This is a genomic window from Acinetobacter sp. X9, assembly GCF_054889255.1.
In genome coordinates, this window is record NZ_CM142679.1 from 2,931,822 (window position 1) to 2,957,058 (window position 25,237).

A 25,237-nucleotide genomic window follows, 5' to 3' on the forward strand; every position below is an offset into this window, starting at 1 on the left:
GGCATGTCTCTTAAAAATAATAATAAAAAGCATGCAAACTGTGGTGAACAGGTAGTGCGAAATAGAACAACAAAACTACGAGGAATGTAGTAATAAGGAGATAGAAGATGACAAATCTAGCGGATGTAGAACAAATTAGTCATCATCAAAAAAATGCGGAAATTATTGCAAGACTTGAACGACTACCCGTCACTGGACGATTGCAATTTATGCGAATTACCATTGGTATCGCGACCTTTTTTGACGCTTATACTGTTCTTGCGATTGCCTTTGCTTTACCCCAACTCATTACCGAATGGCACCTGACGCCTGCCTATGTCGGGGCGATCATTGCCGCGGGCTATGTCGGGCAACTGGTCGGTGCGATCTTCTTTGGTTCTCTTGCCGAAAAAGTCGGTCGTTTAAAAGTGCTGTCTTTTACCATTTTACTGTTTGTGGCAATGGACATTTCTTGTCTGTTTGCGTGGAGCGGAATGTCGCTGTTAATTTTCCGTTTCTTACAAGGTGTGGGAACAGGCGGCGAAGTACCTGTTGCGAGTGCCTATATTAATGAGTTTATTGGTGCAGAAAAGCGTGGTAAGTTTTTCTTGCTCTATGAAGTTTTATTCCCTCTCGGTCTTATGTTTGCAGGCATGGCGGCATTTTTTCTGATGCCAATTTACGGCTGGAAAGTCATGTTTATTGTGGGCCTAGTTCCATCTTTACTGGTCATTCCTTTACGGTTTTTCTTGCCTGAGTCACCTCGCTGGCTTGCTTCAAAAGGTCGTTTTAAAGAAGCCGATCAAGTGGTTAAAAGCTTTGAAGACGGTGCCATTAAAAGCGGTAAAACTTTGGCTGAACCTGTGGTTAAAGAAATTAATCCGCAAGGCATGGCAAAAACCGACTGGCGTGAGCTGTTCCGTGGCATTTACCGTAAACGTACCTTTACCCTGTGGGGCATGTGGTTTTGCGTATATATGGTGAACAATGCCATGGTGACTTGGCTGCCATCTCTTTACAAACAACACTTTGGCCTGTCACTGCAAACCAGTTTAGGTTATGGCTGGATTACTTCAGGCGTGGGTGTGATTGCCTCTATTATCTGTGCGTTAATGATTGATAAAGTCGGCCGCCGTCCTTGGTACAGTGCAGCGTTTTTCTTGGCGATTATTCCACTCATGAGCCTCTCGGTTTTAGGCGCAAAATCGGCAATGGAAGTTGTAATTTTCGCAACGATTAGCTATGCCATTTTGCAGACGATTTCATTCTCTTTATACCTTTACGCTGCTGAACTTTACCCTACTCGCCTACGTGCGATGGGCATTGGTTTTAGTACTGCTTGGCTTCGTGCCGGCTCTGCAATTGGGCCTGTTATGGTGGGCCTCGTGGTTGGTGGTTACGGCATTCAATATGTGTTTAGTGTGCTTGCCGTTGTGGCGCTGATTGGTGGGCTTGTAACCTTCTTGTTTGCCATTGAAACCAAAGGCCAAGTGCTCGAAAAACTCTCTCCTTAATTCATCCATTTCATAAAAAGCTTGCCTAACCCAGCGTTAGGCAAAGGGCTTATTCATGCTTAAAAAAGGAATTTAAAATGAATAAATATTTGCTATGGGGCTGTATTGGTTTAGGCAGTGTAAGCAATGCGTATGCAGAGCTTCCTCAAGAATTTGGCAAGTTAGAATTAAAACTCAACACCCGTTACTGGAATGATGAAGGCACTGCCCACCCCACACTTGCTAACCCTTCGCCTTCATCGAGTGAATATGAACAAAGTGCCTTAGGGCTTGAGTTAAATTATCAGTCTCCGTACATGTGGGACTGGCTTGGGGTGGATAGCTCACTCTATGCAGTCACCAAGTTATTTGACTCTGGCAAGCCTAGCGCTCAGCTTTTAGAGGTCGAAAATAACGGCAAGCTCGACCAAAACTTTGCAACTTTAGGGCAGCTCTATATCAAGGCAAAACTCGGCGATAAAGGGGAAATTAAATTAGGTCGCCAATTGCAAGACTCGCTGTTACTTAAAAGCACCAATAACCGCGCAGTGCCTGACACTTTTTCAAGGGCAAGTGGTCAGTTTCAACTGAATGATCAGCTACAGACTTACATTGCTTACTATGACCGCTGGAAACCGCGCAGCATGGACTCATTTGAAAAACTGGTCACTGAAAATGACGAGCGCATTGATTATGTCGGTTTACTGGGTGCCAAATATCAGTACAACAACTGGAGCGTGAATGCCGAGTATTTAAATAGCAAAGATTATTTAAAAAAGTATGGGGTGATTGCTCAATATAAGTTGCCCTTGCATGGCCTTGTATGGACATTCAACACAGGTGCTTTTTTCTCGCGTGATGATGGTAAGCTTTTTAAATGCGGTGCCGAAACCGAGCTGGACTGTGTCAAAGGCCAAGACATTAACAACCGTGGCAATGGTTATTTTGTCGATGTAAATGTGGCCAGAAATAACCTCGAAGGTGGCATTGCCGTTTCAAAGTTTGATGGTTTTTGGATTGAAGATAACTTTGCCGTGCACTCCGCCCGTAATTCGGTTTTAACGCAAGATCACGGCACTAACCCGTTTCCGACCTCTGCAACCATTGGCCCTGACTTTACCAATAACGATGAAACCGCTGTTGCCCTTCGCTTGAAATATAACTGGAAAGACTACGTGAAAGGTTTGAAAACCGAGGCGAAGTACATTTATGGCTTTGGTGCTCACCAAAGTAATATCAGCAGTGATATTGAAGGTAAAGAGCGATACTTTGACTTTACGGTGAGTTATGCCTTGCCGTGGGTGAAAAACTTAGATGTGCGTTATTCATTTTTGCATTATGAGTCAAAGTTTGAAAATGCAAACCTAGGTGAAAAAATAAATGGTATGACCCGTAAAGATTGGGACCAACACCGTGTATTTATTAATTACCGTTATACATTTTAAGAGCAGGCTAAACGTTTAGTTTAGCTTTATTATTTTTATTAATTTATAGCTTTAGAGATATTAACTTTTGAGTTTAATTAAAATATAAATTTATATTTAAAATTTTTATAATATTTTATTTAAATTGAATTGACCTATTAAAAACTTATGATTATTATGGTCCCGCTGGCCTACATTGCCAGTCGGTTTTAGCAGACCGTAGATCCATGGCGGGTTATAGTTCCACTATAAGTCGTTAGACCCTTGCGTCCCTTTTCTTTGCGGTAGGACGGGAGGGGGACGCGCTCGCGCGTGCTGGTTCCTTGGATCCCAGTCTGCTAACCCCCTTTCGTTCTACCACCATAATCAATTGACGGTGATTTTTGGTGGTAGAGCTCCATACATTTTAAGGAGTTGACCATGCCACGATATAAACTTATCCCCTCTCCCTTATAAACTTTTTATTTATTTAAAATTTAGGTTTTCTATTATCTAAAGTTTTAAATCTATAAATTATTTTTATTTTAAAATTTAAGTCATTTTATTTTATTGCTTTTATAGGCGGGTTAACTATTGCCTTTAAAAATGATTTTAAAACTTAAAATATAACGGTTTATTTTTTCTCATTGAGATATCCCCAAATCATCACGAGAATAATATGAAATTTTATAAAACTATTTTGGTTCTAGGCCTCGTTGTCGGCGATTACAGCGTTTCGGGTTGTGACCTTCGCACGCAGCAGGATTTTGAAAAAATTTGCCTGTCGGGTGGGCACACCCAAGCCAGTTGCGACTGTATTTACCAACGGCTTGAACAAGTGTATTCGCCTCAGCTCATGCAACGGTTAGAACATGTCAGTTTGCAAAGTCCTGCTCTCCCACAGGACTTTGCCCCTACTTTTTTTAGTGTAATGCGGCGGTGCGATAAAAAAGACATGGGTTAAGCGTTTGGCTTAGCTCCCTTATCTCTGTGCCGCAACGGTGGATGACTTTAAATCAGCGCAAAAAATTAAAGTTCTGTTGTGGCATGGGGGCCTTGGGGGTAGGAAACCAATTGATTAATAATGACTGAGATATAACTTTACTTATCGACCTTCTGAGTTCGCTCTACAGTAATATATTCATTAGGAATCACTAATTGCTTTTCAATATCTTTCACTTTGTAAGAGACTAAAGTGTTTTTGCCGATTCCTTGAAATGGAACTTTCATATCCTTAAAAATAAAAATTTGGTTTTGGCTTAGTTCTTTAGTGGTCATTTTTGGTAATTCAATTAAATTGGCATAAGGGGCCTTGATGTATAACGTCGCCTTTTCTATTCTTACACCAGTATTTTGCATAGTGTAATGAAGAAACAGCTTACCAATATCAGCAAATGGGAACATATAAACTATAGGAATCGCGATAAGAAAAAGAGCCATTTGTAAGCAATTTTTTTTAGAGGTTTCTAATCTTTTTAGCTTTTCTTTTGCAAATGTTTTTAGATGCTCACTTGCCTCAGTGTCCTCAAGAATTTCCTCTATGTTTTTGAACTTTTTAGTGAAAATATGGATATCTCGGCGATTAACGTAAAAAGCATAATAAAGAAAAGCTATCAAACTTGCCGTAATACCCACATAAAGACTTACTTGCCAATATGCTAAAAATAAACCATTAAGTATATATATGAAATAAAGTGATACACAGAATGTACTAATACTAATCTTTGGAAAGGGTAAGTCATCTCTGAATTGTTCATGAGGTGGTAAGTATTTATTAGCTAATTTTAATATGAAGTATATTATTGGCATTAAAGACATGCCAAATAAAAACAAGACCATGCTCAAAATACTATAAACAATTGAACATGCGACAAAAATTAGTAAAAAAATCAGTGTATCACCAAAGCTAATTTCCGATGGGATATAGCCAATTGTTAAAAGATATGCAACTAAACACAACACTCCTATTGCAACTATAGCTTTAGTCACTGTCAGCGCAACTTCATTCCACTGCCCCAGATTATTTACACATCTCGTTATTAAGTTGTTCATTTGATCTAACCAAATCTTATAAATTATTTAAGAATCGATGATTACCCTTTTCTTAAACCGCTCCCCAGCGGAGTAATCATCTTTTGAAATTTCCCCAAATTTCAGAGTATGTCTTCACATATTGTTAGCTAATTGCCTCCTTTTGAATACCTGTGTCCCTTGCATATTGCAATATACTTGTATCACTTCAGATCAATATAAAAGTAAAGTTCTGTGTGTTAAAAAGGACTGGTAATTAGCAAAAATTAATTAAATTAAACTTTTCTAATATCTAAATTTATGCACTATCTACTTGTTTTTGTTGCCACTCAGCATATGTTAAATTTGTGTTTACTTCTCTCCATGCTGTTCTTCCATTAGAAGCTCTCCCAAGTATAACTGCGGATGCAGCAGAAGGACTAGTAAACATATAATCTTGAGTAAAGACAAAACCTTCAGGATCAATTATCCCTTTTTCAAATAACGTAGGACGTAAATTCTTCATATATGTATAGTTAGGTTGAGAAACCTCTTTTCGAACTTGTGAGCCTTTTAAAACAAAAAACTCTCCGTCTATCTCTTGTGCTTTAGCATCTACTTCACGGCTAGATAAATAAAAGTTTGCTGTTTTATCAATCTCAGGTTCTACAAAACTATGCGTTTTTGATAAGTATTGTTGATAGCTAGGTCTTTTTAAATCTTTGAGGAAATCGTAGCCTAATACAGGCAAAACAATTTGTATTTGCTCTAAAAAAAACTCCATATCAGCAATATCCGACTCTGGTAAACGGCTATAACTATGTGCTGTACTATTTTCGAGCTGACATTGTCCATTCTGTTTAGCAATATCCATCAGACGACTTTCAAGATATTTGATATGAGCTTTAGTTAGATTTTGGTCTTTACTTGTAATTAGACAAACCTTTTCCCAGAAATCTTTTCCCCCACTCTCTTCTGTTCGGTTATGTTGTTTTAAACGATTAGCCACATCATCCGACTCCCCAATATACACTCTTGGATATAATGGATTTTCTGGATCATGGCTAATGAGGAAATATATACCTGTTTTTGTACATTCATCACGCTGGATCAACTCAGCTAATTTACTACGAGGGGCAGAAAGCACATGTCCTGTCCAGTTAATAATTTCGGCTGTTAAAATCCCATTAGGTGTTCCATCAGCCAAAAACAATTTAACACTTTTACCTTGCCCCATTTCTCTTTCCTTACTATGAAATATTCTTCTTAGTACGAACATAAATATGTTTTGCCAATCGTTTAGCGACTTTTTTCCTTAATTCTTCTGTACTCATTACTTTATTACAAACTTCTTCATTCCCAGCAAGTCGAGTAAGGAAGAGGTCAATTAACTTCCCAGATAGATACTCAGTAAAACTATCTAAAGAGTTTGCATTCACTGCCTGTACAATTTCTTCATTTTCGATAGCTGCTTGCTCAATCTGATCAAAGAACAATTGATCAGCTATTGTAAAGTCTGTACCGAATGCCTCATTTAACTCATCAATCAAATGCGATACATTATCCGTAGATTCTGCCTGTCCTGTTCCAACATCCGTTGAACCTTTTAAGGCATTCGTTTCACCCTGCCCCAAATCGATACTATTCTCACTTATTTTCTGCAATCGATAAAACTGAAGTTCAACAATTTTAGATAAATCGACTTCATTTTCCTTAGAACCTTTAGGCAACTTTTGTAGTAAAGCTTTTAAATACGCATAACGTTGCTCATGTTCTGAATCTGTAAAGTCCATGATTTGTGAGACAAACAGATATAAATTTAAATAGCTTTGTAATTGGCTTTTAAATAGCTTTTGTTGTGCTTGTTGATGTACAAGATCTTCAGGATGAATTTTCTTATATTTATCAACAGCACGATCAATGATACTATTCAACTGCTTATGCTCATGCCCTGTTAGCTTGCTCCGATCCTTAAACCAAATATTTGCAAACTCATTTAAATCTGCTTCGAAATAAAATTTCCATTGGTCTAAATCATGCCCAAGCTTATTCAACTTTTGCTCGTCTGGAATATCACCTAGTTCAGTCAACTCGTAATATGGCTTAAATGCTTTATAAATATCCTCATGAGTATTCACAAAGTCCAACACGAAAGTATCTTCTTTGCCATAAGCACAGCGGTTCAAACGAGATAAAGTTTGTACCGCTTGAATTCCAGATAACTTCTTATCTACAAACATGCTGTGTAGTAAAGGCTGATCAAAACCTGTTTGATACTTTTCAGCGACCAATAGCACTTGATAATCATCAGTATCAAATTGATCTGGAAGCTCTGTTTCTTTAAAACCATTCATTTTGGGTTCGGTATATTCCAACCCATCAACTTCAAGTTTCCCTGAAAATGCAACTAAAGACTTAATTCCAGTGTATTTATTTTCTTTAATATACTCATCAAACGCCAATTTATAACGTACTGCTTGTTCACGGGAATTCGTAACAACCATAGCTTTGGCACGACCACCAATTCGATGCATCGTGACTGTTCTAAAATGTTCTACGATGATTTCTACTTTCTGAGCAATCACGCTCGGATGCATTGAAACAAAACGTGCCATTAAAGCTTTAGTTTTATTTTTTGCCAGTTCAGGATCATTGTCAGCAATTTTGATTAATTTATAGTACTGCCCATAAGTGGTGTAGTTTGCCAAGACATCTAAAATAAAGCCTTCCTGAATTGCTTGTTTCATACTGTAATGATGAAATGGAGCTTCTCCGCTATCACCCGCTTCATCAAAGCAAGCTAGCGTTTTCCATTTAGGCGTAGCAGTAAATGCAAAAAAACTTAAATTGGGTTGGCGACTACGCTTTGAGGCTTCTGCAAATAAACGCTTTTTCACATCATCAGTTAATTCGCTTTCATCTTCTTCGTCATCATCTAAAAATTCTTGAGCAATCGCAGATTCAATCCCATCCTTATTTAAAATTTTACGTAATTCCATTGCTGTTTCGCCAGTTTGTGAACTATGAGCCTCATCAACGATAACAGCGAAACGCTTACCCTCTGTGCTTAAATCAACATTAATTCCTTTTTTCGCTTGGGTGCGAATTGACTGCATAATGTATGGAAATTTTTGGATTGTGGTAATTATGATTGGTACATTTGAAGCTAATGCATTGGTAAGCTGTAATGTATTCTCATCAATCTTTTGTACCACACCATCTTTATGCTCAAACTGTGCAATCGTTTCTTGTAATTGACGATCAAGTACAATACGGTCAGTAATCACAATAATTGAATTAAAAACTTTCTGATCATCAGCATTGTGCATCGATGCTAATTGATGGGCGAGCCAGGCAATAGTATTTGATTTACCTGAACCTGCTGAATGCCAAACTAAATAGTTATGACCTGAACCATTGGCTTTACTGTGTTTTGTGAGTTTACGCACAGCATCTAATTGATGGTATCGTGGGAAAATCATAGTTTCTTTTTCGATATATCGAAAACCTGACTCAGTTCTAATTTTTTTAGTTTCTATACTCAAATGCATAAAACGAGCAAAAATTTCCATAAAGCTATGGCGAGCTAAGGTTTCAGTCCATAGATAGTGTGTTTTTACATCGCCATTTACTGTTGGATTTCCAGCTTCTATTTCACCTTTTTCATTTATAAATCCTTTATTAAAAGGAAGAAAGAAGGTATTTTCACCATCCAACTTCGTTGTCATATAGACTTCACACGTATCTACTGCAAAATGAACCAGAGTACGTTTTTTAAATTCAAATAAACGTCCTTTTGCATTGCGATCTTTCTTGAATTGAATTTTGGCATCTTCAACATTCCAACCCGATGCTGAAAACTCATTTTTAAGTTCAAGCGTGATCAATGGAATCCCATTCAATGAAAGTACCATATCTGGAATTTCATTAAATTCCGTATGGAGCTGACGTGTACATTTAAGGACATTGGCATCATATTGTTCTTGGGTAGTTTTATTAATACTAGTATTGGGTGCAAAGTATGCCATTTTTATTTTTTTACCAAAGCATTTAAAGCCTTGGCGTAAAACTGACAATGCACCTTCGGTATCTAAGGCATGTGCTAAATCATTAACAATACGAGTTTCCGTTTCTTCCTTACACGAATTATGAATTTTTTCCCAAGTTTTTGGTTGTGTTGCCTGAATAAAGGCAACGACATCTTTAGGAAATAGAGCAATTCTTGAGTCATAGTCTTTCGGGTTACCTTTTTCATAGCCTCCATCCGTTGTTAAGCTTTGTTCGATGGCTTGTTCAAAATAATATTCGCTATGCATGGCATTTCCCCCAAAAAAATACGACCCAATGTTTTTTTAGTTTACTTTAAGATTTCGGACATCGATCTTCCCTGTAACTACTTGGGTAATTAGGGTTGAACGGTATTCTTTTAATCTTTTGATTGTTAATTCATATCTTTGACCAATTTGTTGATATTTCTCAACCTCTTGATCTAAATAATCAACTATCTGATTTTGTTCTTCAATTGGTGGTAACCATACAAAAGTATTTTTCAAAATCGCTTGAGTGATACTAAATACTTTTACACCTTTAATCAGCATACGAATCTGATTACGGTGCTCTTCAGTATCAAGTATATAAGCTAAAAATCTTGGATTATTAAGCTTACTCATTTTAGCAATAATCGTATGGTAGCCAGCAAAAGTAGGAATATTGCTATTTAAATAGGTAAAATTACCTGACCCTTTCACATCTTCAGATGTATCCGCAAAAATGAAGTCACCATACTTAAGTAAAGAATTTTCATCACTTTCTATATAAGTTTCAGGTACACATTTTAATTGATGCTTATTAGGATCAACTTCAAAACCAAATTTAGAATGCACCTCACCATAACTCACACAAGGAATCCCCTCATCAACTAAATTCTCTTTTGTGATAGTCAAGCCTTTGGAAAAATCAAAAATAAATTTATTTTTGATGATTCCCCAATGTAAAGGAATTTCACCTAATGTGCTAATAGCACTCTCTTTCATTTCCACATCAGGATTTAAGCCCTTAGTCATCGCATGAGAAATCAAAGCCACACGTTGTTCAGCCAATTTTTCCAATAAGGTTTCTTGCTTGGCAATCAGTGCATCAACTTGGGCGAGACTTTTATCTAGGTAGTCAGTAATAACTTTTTGCTCTTCCAATGGTGGAAATGCAATTTCAAAATTACCTAAAGCGTAAGTAGTAAGTTGATTAATTGTAGAAGTTAAAAAGCTACCAATTTGAAATTTAAAAAGATCCGAACTAAGAACATAATATAAATACTTTCGATATGGTGATCGAAGTACTGTCATAAATGCACCAAAAGCTTGCCCGACACCTTCGCCTTCAATTAATGCACACTTACCAATTAATGCACGACTACCATTTCGAGAACAGATTAAAATATCTTGATCTGTTGTTACCATTTTTTTGGGAATGCTTTTTTCCACATAGACATTATCATCTAGTTTTAGCATCCCATTTTGTACATTAGAAGACCTTAAAACTAAAGTCCCGCTTTCACTTGTGGTTACATCTTCGGGAGAGTAGGTTAATCCTAAAACAATATCCCCTAAAAACTTGATACGTGTAGCTTTCCAATGGTTAGGGATTTCCCCTAACCATTGTACGCCACTATCCTTATAACTTTCGTAACGTGGTAACTGACTCATGCAGACAAACCTCCTAACATCTGCATAATCTCCTGCTCAAGCTGAACAATCTCCGCCTTAATTTCTTCCAATGGGCGTGGTGGTTCATATACGTAAAAATGACGGTTAATTGGAATTTCATAACCTACTTTAGTTTTACTATAATCAATCCATGCATCGGCCACATGCGGTAAAACTTCCGCTTTTAAATAAGCGTCACAATGCGCTTTAACCAATGGCAATAACTTAGATAAGTCAGGCTCTTTGTCATAGTTCACAGGCAAAGGTAAAGTCAAATTGTCAGGGAATGAAACAAGCTCTGTATCACGCAACTGAGTATCAGGCTCGATATTACCTTTAGTGTCTTTACATATATCGGCAGTTTGATCACGCTCAGATAAAGCTTCTAAAATCGCTTTCTTCACAGGTGCGCCAAGTTTAAAGGTTAATCCTTTTAGAATTGGATCGAGTACTTTTAAGAACGCATCTCGGTTTTTCCAAACCTGATCAGAAATTTTTGCAATAAGTACCTTTTTAATCTCTTCCTGTTGTAAACGACCTGTTTGCTCTTCCTTCGAAATTTCAGCAGTATCTTTTACTTTCTTACTCTTTGCCAAGTTTTCAAATGCAGATTGTTCATCTAACAAAGCAATACGTTCAGCAGAAATCATAAAGTTCAAACGTAATGGGCGTTCAACAGTCAGCTTTAAATAACCAAAATCTTGATTATTAAAAATCTTTGAACACACCTTTGCCTCACCAGCTTTGTTTTGAATCAATGCACTCGTGTCTTGATCTTTAAATTTCGAATAAAACTTAGTCAGTTCAGCAATATGTGCTTTAGATAATTCATTACGCTTGTTGCCTAAGCTCTTCGCCATCTTTTGATAATGTGCTGTACCATCAATGAGCTGTACTTTACCTTTACGCTGTTCAGATTTTTTGTTCGAAATAATCCAAACATAAGTATAAATACCTGTGTTATAGAACATCTGATCAGGTAAAGCGATAATCGCTTCAAGCCAATCATTTTCGATAATCCAACGACGAATATTACTTTCACCACTGCCTGCATCACCTGTAAATAATGGCGAACCATTAAATACCACGGCAATACGTGAACCTTCACCACCATCTTCAGGCGAAGCTTTCATTTTAGAAATCATGTGTTGAGCAAACAACAACGATCCATCATTGATCCGTGGTAAGCCTGCTCCAAAGCGACCTGAAAATCCTTGCTTCTCTTCGTCATCAATAAAGTCTTTTTGGTTTTTCCATTCCACACCAAAAGGAGGATTTGAAAACATATAGTGAAAGTCTTTATCTGCATGACCATCATGCGGGACATAACCATCTTTTTCTTTGGCATTTTTCACACCAAGCGTATCACCATAAACAATATTTTCAGCAGGTTCATCTTTAATCAATAAATCAGAGCAACAAATCGCATATGACTCAGGGTTATATTCCTGCCCATACATATCAAGACTAATCCTGTCATTGTATTTCTTAAGAAATTTTTCAGACTCCGATAACATCCCACCTGTACCTGCCGTAGGGTCGTAAATACTGCGGTGTACGCCTGCTTTAACAAGTTCGTCCTGATCTTCTTCAAAGATTAAGTTCACCATTAATTCAATCACTTCACGAGGAGTAAAGTGATCCCCTGCTTCCTCATTTGCCTGTTCATTAAATTTACGTACTAACTCTTCAAATAGGTAGCCCATTTGTAAGTTACTCACGCTACTAGGTGCAAGGCTTAAACCTGACTCTACCAAACCATTACGAAATTCTTGGAAGACTTTATATAGACGGTTGGCATCATCAAGTTTTTCAATTTCTTTAGCAAATTCAAACTTGGCAAAAATATCCTTTGCTTTAGGTGAAAAACCATCAATATACTTTGTTAAATTTGCCGTAAATTGATCTGGATCATCCAACAGTTTTTGTAGATTAAAACCACTGATGTTATAAAGATTTTGCTTACGATCTTTATCCGCAATTTGGCTCAACTGCTTTTGTAAAAAGACATTCGGGGCTTTATCCTGCAAATTCGCCACAGCTTTTTCATAGCTTGCTTTCATCTCATCTGCATACGGTGCAAGAATTGCATCAAAACGCCCTAATACAATTAACGGCAACATCACACGACGATACTGCGGTGGACGATAAGGTCCACGAATAATATTAGCGATACTCCAAACTAATCCAACAAGTTTAGAGTGCTGTGGGTGTTGATTTACTTCATTTGACATTTCATTTCTCCAATTCCAAAAATTCGGTTTATTGCGCCACTTGGGCTTGCACTAAAATTTGTTCGCTCTTCGCTTGATTGTATTCAGCTCTTAAAGCTGTCAATTGTTTGAATATTAAAGCTTCATTGTGTGCTTCTTCGGCAAGTCGAAGAATCTCTTCTTGTTGAAACATAGAAGGAATAACTATTTCCGCTTCTTTTAAAGTCGAAATACTGAGCATCATGAGCAATGATCCTCGACTATTCATTTCAAAATAAGATCGCATTGCTTGTGAATGATTAAAGTACCAAGCTAAAAATTCGGGTTTGATGTTATCAACATTCAAATTCACTACAATAAATTGGTTACTCACAGCAACCTGATCCACTTGCTGACCTTTGAATACATATACTCGTGGTTCTCCACGTGCAACAACAATGAGTGAATTATGCTTTAAATATTGTGGCTTCGAATCATAAGACCACTCAAGATCAACCAGTTGATCATCTAAAATGATGACTTGCTCCTTGGTTAAATCTTTAATTTGAATCGTTTTTAAATCAAAAGTATTTACTGATTTTTCAGGAGGGCGTTGAGTAAAGCCTGTATAAATTTCAGCAATATTTTTTAATTTCGTCTCCATAGTTTTTCCTTTTAATAAACTTGGAGTACTTTGTTATTTTTCAGATATAATCTGTTTAACAAAGTCTCCTGTGATTAGCGAGTTTTGTTTTGAAAAGTTATCTGATCGCCAAATCTCAACTTTTCAAATCATGCAGTAGAGCTCGTACTGAGCTCTTTACTGCATGAAGTTACTATACGATGCTTCCTTTGTTAATGCAAATATATTTTGCACTTTTTATCGTACTGCAAAATAAAAATTTTTAATTTTCCAATTCTTCGTGATGTCTTTTATAACCAATATACCCCTTTAACGACCATCTTTTCATCGCAAACTTAATGTAACGCTCTTCCTGTTCAGCAATAATTTCACTATAAAAATCAGAATAATAATTAATGGTTTTCTTGACATCACTCATAATGTTAAAGGTTTTCCGAACACTTTTTCCTGCTAGTCGTACATGATATAAATCTGTTGGAGCTTCTTGTTCAAACCCTTCAAGATATCGATCTGCTTTGATCCATGCATCATCATTAGTACCTTGAATATTTAAACGGAGTTCAAGTAAAACGAAATTGCCAAGTCTTCTTTTTTGATAACGATCAACTTCTCTACAATTTTGCCCCTCAAAATTTCTATTCTCTGTCGCCCACAAATGCTCTACCGACAAATAATCATTGGTTTTACCAGATGATCTACTCTTTAAAATCTTATCTATATTGATAGTCTTATTAGGTTGTAAAAAAGATTCATAGTTCATTAAAAAGTAGCGAAGTCCTCTCCACCCATAAAAATCAAAAGAACTCTTACCATCCAAATAAAATGAGGCTTCGAACCAACCATCATGCGCACGTTTTTGAGTAAAACTAACCAGTAAATATTCCAATGCTTGGTCATCATTTGTTAGTGTTGTTTTTCCAACTACTCTATTTTCCACTGCAATAGAGCTGTCTAACAAATTCCCATAGTAGTATCTACTCGCATACTGATATAAGTCACCCTGACCTGTATCTTTTCTCGATGTCATACCGTTTGCAATGTAGACTCGAAAATTTAATTTTTCCAATAATTGAAGATGACGTTCAAGAATCTCTCCTTTTCCTTTATTTTTTAGTACCAGTGCTAGGAATAAAGGCATGATTGAAGCATGGACATTTTGAGCTCTAATGTTTTCAATAAGTGGTTTTATGGTCTTGTCTAAACCGACATAATTAGGAGCATAAAGGTGTTCATACCACTTTGCAGCTAATTTTAAAAACTGAATAAACTCTTGTAGTTTGGTTATTGTTTGTTTTTTCTTTTCACTGGACTGCAAAAATTGATCTATTTTTATTCTATCCTTAAGAACATCATACCCATATTGACTATCAGTTTTATTCATTTTAAAAAAAACGACTAAACAATATCTTAAAAATGAACTTTCTTCAGCTGGTGATGTTTTCTTGGCTTTATTCAATGATTGTAAAATATCAGACCAATGTTCTGTAATTTCATCTCTTAATGACAAAGCTGAGAGCTTTATAGAACAATAGATTAAATAATTTTTAACTTTCTCTAATTCGCTGAGCTGTTTGCCTCTGTTATTAATAACTTCAAACATGATACCTGTTTCGGCATCTTCTACTGGTGAGTAAACTAAAAATCCTAATCTATCTTCTAAAATATTTAGAATCTGCTCAATGGAAACCCCTGAAGACGTCTGTTGATCTAACCATTTGACAATCAAATTACGAGCGTTTAATAGCCGCTCATGTGACTCTAATGTAATTGGGCAATTTTCCAAATTAGCATCAGCCAATACTACTTTTTCAAAAAATTTCCGAGTATCCGTATTTAGCTTTAATACAAATTGGTCATTTCCTATAGCACCTCGTATTAGATATTTGACGGTAATTCTTTCTTTTTCAACTTTATCAGCAACTAGAGAAATACATTTAAAAAAAATAACTAAGGTAGTCAATCGCTGTTGCCCATCTACAATATGATATTGATTAGACTGATCTTTATTCAGTGATAAAACAAGTGTACCTGTATAGTGCCTAACGGCTGAAGTATCCAAAAGAAGATGATCAATATCTTTCAATAATTCATCAATCTGCTTTTCATCCCATGCATACCCTCGCTGATAGTCTGGGATACAAAAAAAATTCCCCTCAAAAATCTCTGGTAATGTATGAAGTTGTTGAACGAAATTATTTTGCATTACACACCTAATTAAAGTTTTTATATTCAAGAAAATAAGAATCGCATTGTACTTACTTTAAATTTTTTTAATAAAATATTTTCCAATAAAAAACCCCGAAACTTACGTTCCAGGGCTTTTCACGAATTTTGGTGGAGATGGCGGGAGTTGAACCCGCGTCCGCCAGCACTACGCTCGAGAATACTACATGCTTAGATATCGTCTATTGTTTTAACACCAAGTGACCCGACGAACAGGGTACAAGTTGCGATCCTCTAAGTTTGGTATAAAGCCCCGAGGCTTGACTCTATACGGACTTGTGTGCGTGCGCTACGGTCGGGTTCCTAAACCACAAGTATTCTAGGAAGCGGACAAACTGCCCTTAGGCAGCTAGAGCGTAAGTTTCGTCGTTTGCGACTATTAAAATGCAAATTTTATTTACGAGAGAAAATGCGCTCTCGGCATGCATCTATGAGTTTCATCACCGGCGTCGAAGCCAATAACATCCCCATGAATGTCTGAACATCATAGCATAACTAAAATAAAATGCTGTGCAATTTATCAACAGTCTGCTACTGATGAACATATTTAAATAATGGAGAGCCTTTTGTTTTTTTCAAGGCCCCTCATAAAAAAGCTGCCAAAAATGACAGCTTTTTTTAAAGTGTGGTCTATAAGGCTCCATTACCTAAGACAATCCCTTCACGGCGTGGGTCTACCCCACCTGCGTATTTACTTTGATTATTTATATTTACTTTCATAATCGTTGAAATACCACTGGTTTGCGCAGTGTTAGAGATGCCATGCCCTTTTGCTTTTAAACCTTCAATCAGGTCAACTAAAGAAAGCTGCACATTCGAGCTATCTACATTGGTGTTTTTACTATTGGTCGCACCAAAGTTAACAAGTGAAGTGGCCTGCTGTGCATTTAAGTTCCAGTCCAATGCTCCCACCAATGTTTTAACCACATATTGAATGATGGTACCGCCACCTGGTGAACCTGTTGCCATATAAAACTCATCTGGCGTGGTGCCTTTAAACACTAAGGTTGGTGCCATAGTACTACGTGGGCGTTTGCCGCCTTCTACACGGTTGGCAACTAGCGCCCCAGTGCTGTCATAAGGGTTCGCGCTAAAGTCAGTTAACTGGTTTGACAGCAAGAAACCATCCACCATGTGGAAAGAACCCATGCTCGATTCAACAGTCGATGTCATTGAAACCACATTGCCATAGGCATCTACAATCGTGAACTGAGTTGTGCCATGTTCAACAGTGGTATCCACACCTGCTGCTGTATTGAAATTACCTGCTGGTGCAACGCCCATACTCTGGTTCGGGTTAATCAGTGCGGCACGTTGTTTCAGGTAATTTTTATCAATAAAACTTGGTATACCCTGTGCTGGTAAAGCGACAAAGTCGGTGTCTGCCACATATTTGTCACGGTCGGCGTAGGCCAAACGCTCTGCTTCAGACACAAAATGTACGCCCATCACATCGGGCACACCGCCTTCATTTTCAGGGTTTTTAGGTGGATAAAGCGACATATCAAAGTTTTCTAAAATACCTAGCGTCTGTGCAACTGCAATCCCTCCCGAAGATGGAGGTGGCATGGTACATACATAGTAACGGTCACGGTACGTCGTACAAATCGGGTCGCGTTTTTTCACCTGATAGTTCGATAAATCCTGCAAGGTCATTAAGCTTGGGGTAATTGGAGTTTTTGCTGGGTCATCCCCAAATGGTTGTGCAGCTTTTTCCACAATCGCTTGGGCAATTGGACCAGTGTGCAACGCATTTGCCCCTTGTACAGCAAGGGCTTCTAGGGTTTTTACATAAGCCTTATTAGTCATGGTCTCACCGACTTTACGTGGTGAACCATCTGAATGAAAATAGGTTGCCATTGCATTTGCATCAAGCGCTAAGCTGTTTGCATTACTTGCAATGGCATCTGCCAAACGCCCCGGTATGCGGAAACCGTTGTCAGCCAAACTAATCGCTTCACCAAAAAGCTGTTTCCATTCAAGCTTGCCATGCTCTTTTTGTGCTTGTTCAAGCAAACGCATCACACCCGGCACGCCAATCGAGCGACCACTACGGCGCGCACTTGGTACAGGCGGAGGTGAATTGGGGTCATATATATCTTGGCGAATTAAATAAAATTCGTTGGCTGCAGCAGGTGCGGTTTCACGACCATCATAGGCAGTGACTTGTTTGGTTTTGGCATCGTAATACATCATAAAACCGCTACCAGCAATGGTACTCGACTGTGGCTCGACCAAACCAAGCACGGCTTGTACTGCTACGGCTGCATCGACTGCACTACCGCCTGCTCTTAAAACATCACAGCCCGCTTTTACCGCAAGTGGTGTGTTTGCCACCACCATATATTTATCTGCGTATTTAACCGTGTTACCGAGTCTATAACCCGATGCACCCTCTGGCGCGGCTGGGTCACCATTTTGGTTTGAACCGACCACCACGCTTGAACCGTCTTGTGCCAGTTTGCTACAACTGGTCGGGTCATTATCTACAATTAAATTGGGTGGGGTTGTATTTGAATCATCCTTGGGCTGATCTGACGAGGAATCATCTCCACATCCTTGTAATAAACCGACTGCTAATAAACTACTGAACAAAAATGAATATCTTTTATTCACGTGATAACTCCAATATATACGCCTGCCTATCCATGCAATTGCCATGCAAGCTTCTTTGTTTTCAGGTCTTCAGTTTTTTAATCTTTGATAAAAATAAAGTTTTAATATTATTAAATGATTGAGGGTGTTTATTTTGTGCTCTGTGCGATGTCTCCTTGCTTGTTATCACACTCTTTTATAACTGATTTGCCCAATTCTGACATGCTTTATTTCTTTAAATACAGGCAAAATTTCCTATTTATAAACTCACTCATTTTGTAGTTGGCCTAAAAAAAGCACCTCCGAAGAGATGCTTTTTGGTGCTTAGTGAGAAGGCATACCGCTGACCTGTTTGGGTTTTGGACACAGCCAAATGACAAGTCCCGCAAAGACAAACACCATCGCAAATAGCAAAAATACATGGTTTGCCGACATGGTAATCGCTTCTTTATCGACAAGGTTTGAAATAATTCCTAAGGTCGAGTCAGCCGTAAAACCATTTTGCAAAAGTGTGTTTTGCACTTCAGTCGTATGAAGGTTTGACACCATTTCACTGCGTGCAACTTTGGCATGGTCGTCCCACACGGTCACTGCAATTGAAGCACCAATCGCCCCTGCCATGGTTCTTAAGAAGTTCATAAGACCCGCAGCGGATGCAATTTCTTGCTGGAGTACCGAACCGAGTGCAATATTCGACAGTGGAATAAAGAAAAATGGCACAGCAAAACCTTGTAAGATTTGCGGCCAAGCCAACGCCATAAAGTCGGCATCTGTGGTCCAGAATGCTCGCATTAAGGTAACAGCACCCAACAAAATCAAACCAAAACTTGCCAGTGCGCGTGGGTCATGTTTGGTCGAGAGCTTTGCCACAATCGGTGACATGGTCAAACTACCAAAGCCCATGGTTGCGGTTAAATATCCGGCCCATGTCGCAGTGTAGGAAAGGTTCATTTGCAGCCACTGCGGAATCAGTACAATGCTGCCAAAGAATGCTCCAAAGCCGAGCGACAAGGCCAGTACCGAAATAGCAAAGCCCCTATGCCTAAAGACTTTCACATCTACGACGGGGTGTTTGTCGGTGAGCTCCCATATGAGGAACACCACAAAGCCAATGGCGGCAGTTAAAGCCAAAACGATAATGCTGGTGCTGTTAAACCAATCTCGTTCGTGCCCTAAGTCAAGCATGAGCTGTAGCGCACCAATCCACAGAATTAACAGACCTAAACCGACCGTGTCGATTCTTAAAGAAACCGTTTCTGTTTCAGCCACTCTTAACAAGCGCATTGCCGCTAAAACACAAATAATACCAACCGGTAAGTTAATAAAGAAAATCCAGTGCCAAGACAGATTATCACTAATCAGACCACCCAAAATTGGTCCTAAAATTGGTCCAACGACGGTAGTCATGGCCCATAGGCCCATCGCCTGCGCATGTTTTTCTTGAGGGAAAATACGCATCAGCAAGGTTTGGCTGAGTGGCATGAGTGGGCCACCGCAAAGACCTTGTCCAATACGGAAAAATACCAGCATCCCTAACGAGTTTGCTAGGCCGCACAGAAAAGAAAAAATGGTAAAACCAATCAGGCCAAAAATAAAAACCCGAACGGTTCCAAAGCGACCTGCAAGCCAACCTGTTAAAGGTACACAAATCGCTTCTGCAACAGCATACGACGTAACAACCCATGTCCCTTGTGTACTTGAAACGGCAAGGTTACCGGTAATGTGCGGTACAGATACGTTGGCAATGGTCGTATCGAGCACGACCATAAAGTTCGACAAGGCAATAACAAACGCTGCCAGTATTAAACGGCCACCGCTTAGTTCGGCAAAAGGTGTTTGCGTTTTCATAAGCGTTTACTTCGCAGATAAGTCGACTTTTGCTTCCATCGACAAGCCAACACGCAGTGGGTGTTCAGCAAGTTCTTTTGGGTCAAGTGCAATACGAACCGGTAAGCGTTGAACCACTTTAATCCAGTTTCCTGTTGCGTTTTGAGCCGGAATTAAGGCAAAGGCAGAGCCTGTACCACCAGAGAAGCCCATCACTTTGCCGTGATATTCAACGTCATCACCATATAAATCTGAAGTCAGCGTGACTTCCTGACCCGGACGGACTTTTTTCAACTGACTTTCTTTGAAGTTCGCATCTACATATAAATCATTGAGCGGCACAATCATCATCATGCTGGTGCCCGGTGCAACACGTTGACCGACTTGAATATTACGACGCGTAACCACACCATCGACTGGCGCACGAATCACGGTACGTTCCAAATCAAGCTGAGCTTGTTCAACATGTGCTTGTGCAACTTGTACATCAGGTGTCGAAGTTTCGCTTACACCCTGAATTAACGCTTCATTTGCAGCTAAAGTACTTTCGGCAGCTTTACGGCTCGAAGAGGCTTGCGCTAAACCAGCTTTAGCAAGCTCTAGCCCTGCTTTGGCTGTTTCAACTGCACTTTGTGCTTTAGTCAGTTCTTCTTTAGACACTGCACCAGAGGCAGCAAGCTGTGCACGGCGGTTGAGTTCTAAAGCAGCTTTGTCATAGTCTGCCTGTGCTTGAGCAACTTGTGCTTTGGCACTGTTAATTTCGTCAGCACGCACCACAACTTGAGAGTTTAAAGAACTACTGTTTGCCGCAGTTTGTTTGTATTGGCGTTTTGCTTTGGCAAGTTCTGCCTCAGCTTGAGCTAATGCAATTTTGGCATCACGGTCATCAATACGAACCAGCACGTCACCACGATGTACCGTTTGGGTATCTTTTACGACAACCTGAGCGACCTGTCCGCTTACCATTGAAGTAATTTGCGCGGTTTCTGCACCGACATAGGCATTATCCGTACTCACGGAATTATTTAAAAATAATGCCCAGATTGCATACAAAATAGCGGCGATCAACAAAATCAGCGCAAAAAAACCAAGAAATTTTTTGCGCTTGTTTTGATTGTTTTCATCCGAGGCAGATGTTGTTGGCACTGTTTCTTGTACATTGCTTTGTGCATCAGTCATGGTATGTTCCTAAAGATGAGTTGGCTTTGCCATCAATCTCGCACTACACCTTGTTATAGAGTTTTTATTTTTCTATAAACAAGACATACCGCATTGTCAAAGGAGCTAATTTTAACGCTAAAACCTCATAATATGAGAATAAAAATTTATAACTCATGCGTTCGTTCTAATTAAATTAATGTTTATCTCAAAGTTTTTGTAAAAATTTCTGCTTTTTATACACTAAAAAAAGCGCACTTGGCGCTTTCAAAGGGTTCAATTCATTGCTTAATAGGCATATGAAGCAATGCCGGCAGCAATCGCTTTATCTTCATCATTGACCATGGTCATGCGCATGGTGCAGCCCTTACGACCTAAACGTAATACTTCGGCACGTGCAATAAAATATTTACCACGCCCCGGTGCTAAATAATCTACACGCATGTCGACTGTTGCCAAACGCGACACTTGCTTAATGGTTTCAGTTAAAGTTTCGGGAGTTGAGCGGCGATAGAGGTGTTCCATTGCCACAATTCCACCAATACTATCGAGCAAAGTTGCAGCAACACCGCCATGCAAAATCTGAAATGCCAAATTGCCAATCAGGTTGGGTTGCATCTCAATATAGCCTTCAATGTGCCCGTCCACCACACGCATAATCATTCCACTATGCTTAAAAAAAGGAGAGCTATTAAACGCCTTACATAATTGGTTGAGAACCACAGTCAGGTCTGTTTTTGCACCTAAATGGATGTTCCCAGTCCAATTTTTCTTTTCTTCACTCATATGTTGCCTAAATTTAAAAGCATGATAAACGCCCATAATTTTGTACAAATACAGCATTATGGGGCTACAATACAGCAGTCGGTTGACAGTAATGGAATATCCGCCAACCTATCCTAGTGTAATACCGAACATCGAGATTGTTATGACTTATACGTTCAATCGTCCTGCATTTCCAGCCACTCGCATGCGCCGTATCCGTAAAAATGACCAGTTGCGTGCGATGGTCAGCGAAACACAGCTCACTACCAATCACTTGATTTATCCAGTATTTGTATTACCGGGACAAAATCAGACCCAAGATATTCCAAGTATGCCGAACATTCAGCGTTTGTCGGCAGATTTGTTACTGAAAAAAGCTGAAAGACTTCTGGAATTGGGCGTATCAAAACTGGCTCTTTTTCCAGTTACCCCGCAAGAAGATAAAAGCCTCACCGCAGAAGCTGCATGGCGTGAAGATGGTTTAGTACAAACCACTTGTCGTTTGCTTAAAAAAGAATTACCAGAAATGGTGTTAATTACCGATGGTGCCCTCGACCCATACACGACTCATGGTCAAGACGGCATTATTGATGAAACAGGCTATGTGCTAAATGACGAGACTGTAGAATGCTTGATTAAACAAGCCTTAAGTCACGCAGAAGCAGGTGCCGAAGTAATTGCACCAAGTGACATGATGGATGGCCGTATTGGCGCAATTCGTCAGGCTTTAGAAGCTAATGGTCACATCTATACCAACATTATGGCCTACTCTGCGAAATATGCGTCTAGCTTCTATGGCCCATTCCGCGATGCTGTTGGCTCTGCATCCAACCTAAAAGGTGGTAATAAATATAACTACCAGATGGACTTTGCCAACCGTGCCGAAGCTTTACATGAAATCGCACTTGATATTCAAGAAGGCGCCGACATGGTGATTGTAAAACCGGGCATGCCATATCTGGATGTGGTACGTGAAGTGAAAGATACCTTTGGTGTTCCTACATTCATTTACCAAGTGAGTGGCGAATACGCGATGTTAGCTGGCGCAATTCAAAATGGCTGGTTATCAGACTCAGTCATTTTAGAATCACTCATGTGCTGCCGCCGCGCTGGTGCAGACGGAATCTGGACTTACTTTGCAGAAACCGCTGCCGAAAAACTCAAGGAAATGAACTAAGTTCGCAGAGAAAGGATAACACTGCATGCATATTGCAATCATTGGTGCGGGCATAAGTGGATTAATGTCTGCGCTGGAGTTGGTTGAACAAGGCTGTACCATCAGCATTTTTGATCAACAACAAGCGGGTCAAGCAGCCTCTTGGGCTGGCGGAGGTATTCTCTCTCCGATGTACCCGTGGCGCTATGTGCATGCAGTGAACCAACTTGCTCAATTTGGCAAAGCCTCTTATCAAGCATGGAACCAAAAGCTCTACCCTGTTACAGGGATTGATTTTGAAATTCATGACACAGGCATGCTGATTTTTGATGAAGAAGATTTTGACGTTGGACTTTCCTACGCCGAGCAGCATCAAGAACCGATGCAGCGCTGTGAATATTTACAGCGAGATGCGCTAGAGCAAGTTAATCCACATATTTCCGATCAGTTTCAAGAAGCCATTTATTTCCCTGAACTGTCTAATATTCGCAACCCACGCGTTTTACAGTCACTGATTCGCTATTTAAAACAACATCCAAAAGTTGAGTTTTTCGAACACACTGCTGTTAAAAAACTGATTCAACAGGGCGATGTGATACAAGCGCTCCAAACTGAAGATGGTCGAAAACATACAGCAGACCATTTTGTAATAACTTCGGGCGCTTGGAGCCATTACTGGAACTCACAATTACAACTCGATATTCCAGTCGAACCTGTTCAAGGTCAGATGCTGTTATTTAAAACCCCTGCTCACTGGCTACCGACCATGTGTATGAATCGAGTCATGTATTTGATTCCACGTATGGACGGTCATATTGTGTGTGGATCAAGCATGGCACATCGTGGTTTTGACACCTCTACCGATGAAACGACTCAGCACAATATTTTAGAAGCATGTTTAGAAATGGTGCCTGAACTGGCCGATTTCCCGATCGTACATCGTTGGGCAGGCCTCAGACCAAGTTCACCAAATGGCGTTCCATACATTGGCAAAATGCCTGAAATGGACAACCTATGGGCAAACTTTGGTCACTTTAGAAATGGTTTGTGTATGGGTGCAGGTTCTGCGCAATTGCTCCGTCAACTTATGCTGGGTCAACCGACATTAGTTGATGCCAAAGCATATTCTCCAGAGCGTTTGCAAAATAAAATCTTAGCCTGAGGCGAGTATATTTTCTAAAGCCATTTTTAACTGAGGATAAGTAAACACAAATCCTTCTGCTTGTAAGGTAGCCGGTTTAACGTATTGCCCATTCAAAATCAATTGCGACTGTTCCGCTAACAAACAGCGAAAAACCGTGCTTGGTGCTGACAACAATGGTTTCTTATTGAGTACCGCAGCAGCTTGTTCAACAAATACCTTTTGAGTCACATTTTCTGGTGCCACGACATTGTGAATTTGAGCAGATTGAGGATGTTTAAATATAAACTCAATTGCGTTTAATACATCTTCAATATGTACCCAAACCACAGGCTGACGACCGTGACCAATTTGACCGACTAAATTGAGTCGAATAGGAAGCAACATTTTAGGCAAAATGCCACCGCCCTGCCCAAACACCACACCTAAGCGAATAATTTTAGTATTTTGTTGAGGATCTGCTAAAGCTGCTCGCTCCCACTCTTGGCAAAGCTCGGACATAAAAATAGGCTGTGGTGAACTTTGTTCAGTACACACTTCTGCCCACTTTTCTTGATCATCTATTCCGTAATAACCAATTGCAGAACCAGACACAATTACTTCCGGAAAAATTTCAGACTGCTTGAGCCATGCATACAGTTTTCGGGTCGTATTTACACGGCTTTCAATGAGTTGTTTTTTACGTGACTCGGTCCAGCGTTTCTCACCAATATTTGCGCCTGCCAAATTCACCACATAGTCAATTTGACGTGTCGAAATATCTTCAAACTTTTGCACCCACTGCAAGGCAGGATGGTCAGATGCCTTTCCAGCCTGCCGTGTCACAGCAATCACGTTATAATTTTTTTGCAGCAGGAACTTAATTAAATGCGTGCCAATAAAACCACTGGCACCCGTGATTAATACATTCTTATTCATATTTCCTCCTAAGCTGAGGATTCAAGTTTTAT

General features: G+C 39.4%; 17 protein-coding genes and 1 other RNA gene. 5 read left to right on the forward strand and 13 right to left on the reverse strand.

What is annotated here, in order from left to right; all coding sequences use genetic code 11:
- Nucleotides 1-107: 107 nt before the first annotated feature.
- The 3 genes from ACYU0V_RS13965 (at nt 108) to ACYU0V_RS13975 (ending at nt 3,839) form a co-directional block, all read left to right on the forward strand.
- The gene (locus ACYU0V_RS13965; RefSeq protein WP_000182794.1) at nt 108-1,493 is read left to right on the forward strand and encodes an MFS transporter; all 1,386 of its coding nucleotides are present in this window, start codon (nt 108-110) and stop codon (nt 1,491-1,493) included.
- A 77-nt stretch (nt 1,494-1,570) separates the two neighbouring features.
- Complete coding sequence (locus ACYU0V_RS13970) at nt 1,571-2,917, forward strand: OprD family outer membrane porin (protein WP_461847938.1); 1,347 nt, start codon at nt 1,571-1,573, stop codon at nt 2,915-2,917.
- 637 nt (nt 2,918-3,554) lie between these two features.
- Nucleotides 3,555-3,839: a hypothetical protein gene (locus ACYU0V_RS13975; RefSeq protein WP_461847939.1), complete on the forward strand. Its 285-nt coding sequence runs from the start codon at nt 3,555-3,557 to the stop codon at nt 3,837-3,839.
- Nucleotides 3,840-3,976: 137 nt separating this feature from the next.
- Here ACYU0V_RS13975 and ACYU0V_RS13980 read toward each other — a convergent pair whose 3' ends face one another.
- The 12 genes from ACYU0V_RS13980 to ACYU0V_RS14035 all read right to left on the reverse strand — a co-directional run bounded on the left by ACYU0V_RS13980 (nt 3,977) and on the right by ACYU0V_RS14035 (nt 22,011).
- Nucleotides 3,977-4,927: a hypothetical protein gene (locus ACYU0V_RS13980; protein WP_461847941.1), complete on the reverse strand. Its 951-nt coding sequence runs from the start codon at nt 4,925-4,927 to the stop codon at nt 3,977-3,979.
- 277 nt (nt 4,928-5,204) lie between these two features.
- On the reverse strand, nt 5,205-6,122 hold the full coding sequence (locus ACYU0V_RS13985) for a GIY-YIG nuclease family protein (RefSeq protein WP_461847943.1): 918 nt from the start codon (nt 6,120-6,122) through the stop codon (nt 5,205-5,207).
- Nucleotides 6,123-6,135: 13 nt separating this feature from the next.
- On the reverse strand, nt 6,136-9,201 hold the full coding sequence (locus ACYU0V_RS13990) for a type I restriction endonuclease subunit R (protein ID WP_461847945.1): 3,066 nt from the start codon (nt 9,199-9,201) through the stop codon (nt 6,136-6,138).
- Nucleotides 9,202-9,237: 36 nt separating this feature from the next.
- Complete coding sequence (locus ACYU0V_RS13995; RefSeq protein WP_461847946.1) at nt 9,238-10,587, reverse strand: restriction endonuclease subunit S; 1,350 nt, start codon at nt 10,585-10,587, stop codon at nt 9,238-9,240.
- The gene (locus ACYU0V_RS14000; RefSeq protein ID WP_461847947.1) at nt 10,584-12,821 is read right to left on the reverse strand and encodes a type I restriction-modification system subunit M; all 2,238 of its coding nucleotides are present in this window, start codon (nt 12,819-12,821) and stop codon (nt 10,584-10,586) included. Before ACYU0V_RS14000 ends, ACYU0V_RS13995 begins: the two co-directional genes overlap by 4 nt.
- 28 nt (nt 12,822-12,849) lie before the next feature.
- The gene (locus ACYU0V_RS14005) at nt 12,850-13,443 is read right to left on the reverse strand and encodes a restriction endonuclease subunit S (protein ID WP_461847948.1); all 594 of its coding nucleotides are present in this window, start codon (nt 13,441-13,443) and stop codon (nt 12,850-12,852) included.
- 241 nt (nt 13,444-13,684) lie between these two features.
- A complete protein-coding gene (locus ACYU0V_RS14010) occupies nt 13,685-15,625 on the reverse strand; it encodes a DUF262 domain-containing protein (protein ID WP_461847950.1) in 1,941 nt (646 codons plus the stop codon).
- A 129-nt stretch (nt 15,626-15,754) separates the two neighbouring features.
- Nucleotides 15,755-16,114, reverse strand: a transfer-messenger RNA (tmRNA) gene (gene ssrA / locus ACYU0V_RS14015).
- A gap of 161 nt (nt 16,115-16,275) precedes the next feature.
- A complete protein-coding gene (locus tag ACYU0V_RS14020; protein ID WP_461847952.1) occupies nt 16,276-18,261 on the reverse strand; it encodes a gamma-glutamyltransferase family protein in 1,986 nt (661 codons plus the stop codon).
- A 303-nt stretch (nt 18,262-18,564) separates the two neighbouring features.
- On the reverse strand, nt 18,565-20,088 hold the full coding sequence (locus ACYU0V_RS14025) for a DHA2 family efflux MFS transporter permease subunit (RefSeq protein WP_069031124.1): 1,524 nt from the start codon (nt 20,086-20,088) through the stop codon (nt 18,565-18,567).
- A gap of 6 nt (nt 20,089-20,094) precedes the next feature.
- A complete protein-coding gene (locus ACYU0V_RS14030) occupies nt 20,095-21,246 on the reverse strand; it encodes an EmrA/EmrK family multidrug efflux transporter periplasmic adaptor subunit (RefSeq protein ID WP_005070833.1) in 1,152 nt (383 codons plus the stop codon).
- 267 nt (nt 21,247-21,513) lie between these two features.
- The gene (locus tag ACYU0V_RS14035) at nt 21,514-22,011 is read right to left on the reverse strand and encodes a thioesterase family protein (RefSeq protein WP_002121786.1); all 498 of its coding nucleotides are present in this window, start codon (nt 22,009-22,011) and stop codon (nt 21,514-21,516) included.
- Nucleotides 22,012-22,153: 142 nt separating this feature from the next.
- On the opposite strand from ACYU0V_RS14035, the gene hemB reads away from it, so the two are divergent.
- A complete protein-coding gene (hemB, locus tag ACYU0V_RS14040) occupies nt 22,154-23,167 on the forward strand; it encodes a porphobilinogen synthase (RefSeq protein WP_004748084.1) in 1,014 nt (337 codons plus the stop codon).
- 25 nt (nt 23,168-23,192) lie between these two features.
- Complete coding sequence (locus ACYU0V_RS14045) at nt 23,193-24,308, forward strand: NAD(P)/FAD-dependent oxidoreductase (RefSeq protein WP_461847955.1); 1,116 nt, start codon at nt 23,193-23,195, stop codon at nt 24,306-24,308.
- Here the strand turns inward: ACYU0V_RS14045 and ACYU0V_RS14050 are convergent.
- Nucleotides 24,300-25,205: a TIGR01777 family oxidoreductase gene (locus ACYU0V_RS14050; protein ID WP_461847956.1), complete on the reverse strand. Its 906-nt coding sequence runs from the start codon at nt 25,203-25,205 to the stop codon at nt 24,300-24,302. The genes ACYU0V_RS14045 and ACYU0V_RS14050 overlap by 9 nt on opposite strands.
- Nucleotides 25,206-25,237: the final 32 nt, after the last annotated feature.

Coding starts and splice junctions, on each gene's coding strand:
- ACYU0V_RS14035 (WP_002121786.1), bottom strand. CDS start 22,011: ATGAGTGAAGAAAAGAAAAATTGGACTGGGAACATCCATTTAGGTGCA.
- ACYU0V_RS14025 (WP_069031124.1), bottom strand. CDS start 20,088: ATGAAAACGCAAACACCTTTTGCCGAACTAAGCGGTGGCCGTTTAATA.
- ACYU0V_RS13970 (WP_461847938.1), top strand. CDS start 1,571: ATGAATAAATATTTGCTATGGGGCTGTATTGGTTTAGGCAGTGTAAGC.
- ACYU0V_RS13985 (WP_461847943.1), bottom strand. CDS start 6,122: ATGGGGCAAGGTAAAAGTGTTAAATTGTTTTTGGCTGATGGAACACCT.
- ACYU0V_RS13965 (WP_000182794.1), top strand. CDS start 108: ATGACAAATCTAGCGGATGTAGAACAAATTAGTCATCATCAAAAAAAT.
- ACYU0V_RS13995 (WP_461847946.1), bottom strand. CDS start 10,587: ATGAGTCAGTTACCACGTTACGAAAGTTATAAGGATAGTGGCGTACAA.
- ACYU0V_RS14010 (WP_461847950.1), bottom strand. CDS start 15,625: ATGCAAAATAATTTCGTTCAACAACTTCATACATTACCAGAGATTTTT.
- ACYU0V_RS13980 (WP_461847941.1), bottom strand. CDS start 4,927: ATGAACAACTTAATAACGAGATGTGTAAATAATCTGGGGCAGTGGAAT.
- ACYU0V_RS14030 (WP_005070833.1), bottom strand. CDS start 21,246: ATGACTGATGCACAAAGCAATGTACAAGAAACAGTGCCAACAACATCT.
- ACYU0V_RS13975 (WP_461847939.1), top strand. CDS start 3,555: ATGAAATTTTATAAAACTATTTTGGTTCTAGGCCTCGTTGTCGGCGAT.
- ACYU0V_RS14050 (WP_461847956.1), bottom strand. CDS start 25,205: ATGAATAAGAATGTATTAATCACGGGTGCCAGTGGTTTTATTGGCACG.
- ACYU0V_RS14000 (WP_461847947.1), bottom strand. CDS start 12,821: ATGTCAAATGAAGTAAATCAACACCCACAGCACTCTAAACTTGTTGGA.
- hemB (WP_004748084.1), top strand. CDS start 22,154: ATGACTTATACGTTCAATCGTCCTGCATTTCCAGCCACTCGCATGCGC.
- ACYU0V_RS14045 (WP_461847955.1), top strand. CDS start 23,193: ATGCATATTGCAATCATTGGTGCGGGCATAAGTGGATTAATGTCTGCG.
- ACYU0V_RS13990 (WP_461847945.1), bottom strand. CDS start 9,201: ATGCATAGCGAATATTATTTTGAACAAGCCATCGAACAAAGCTTAACA.
- ACYU0V_RS14005 (WP_461847948.1), bottom strand. CDS start 13,443: ATGGAGACGAAATTAAAAAATATTGCTGAAATTTATACAGGCTTTACT.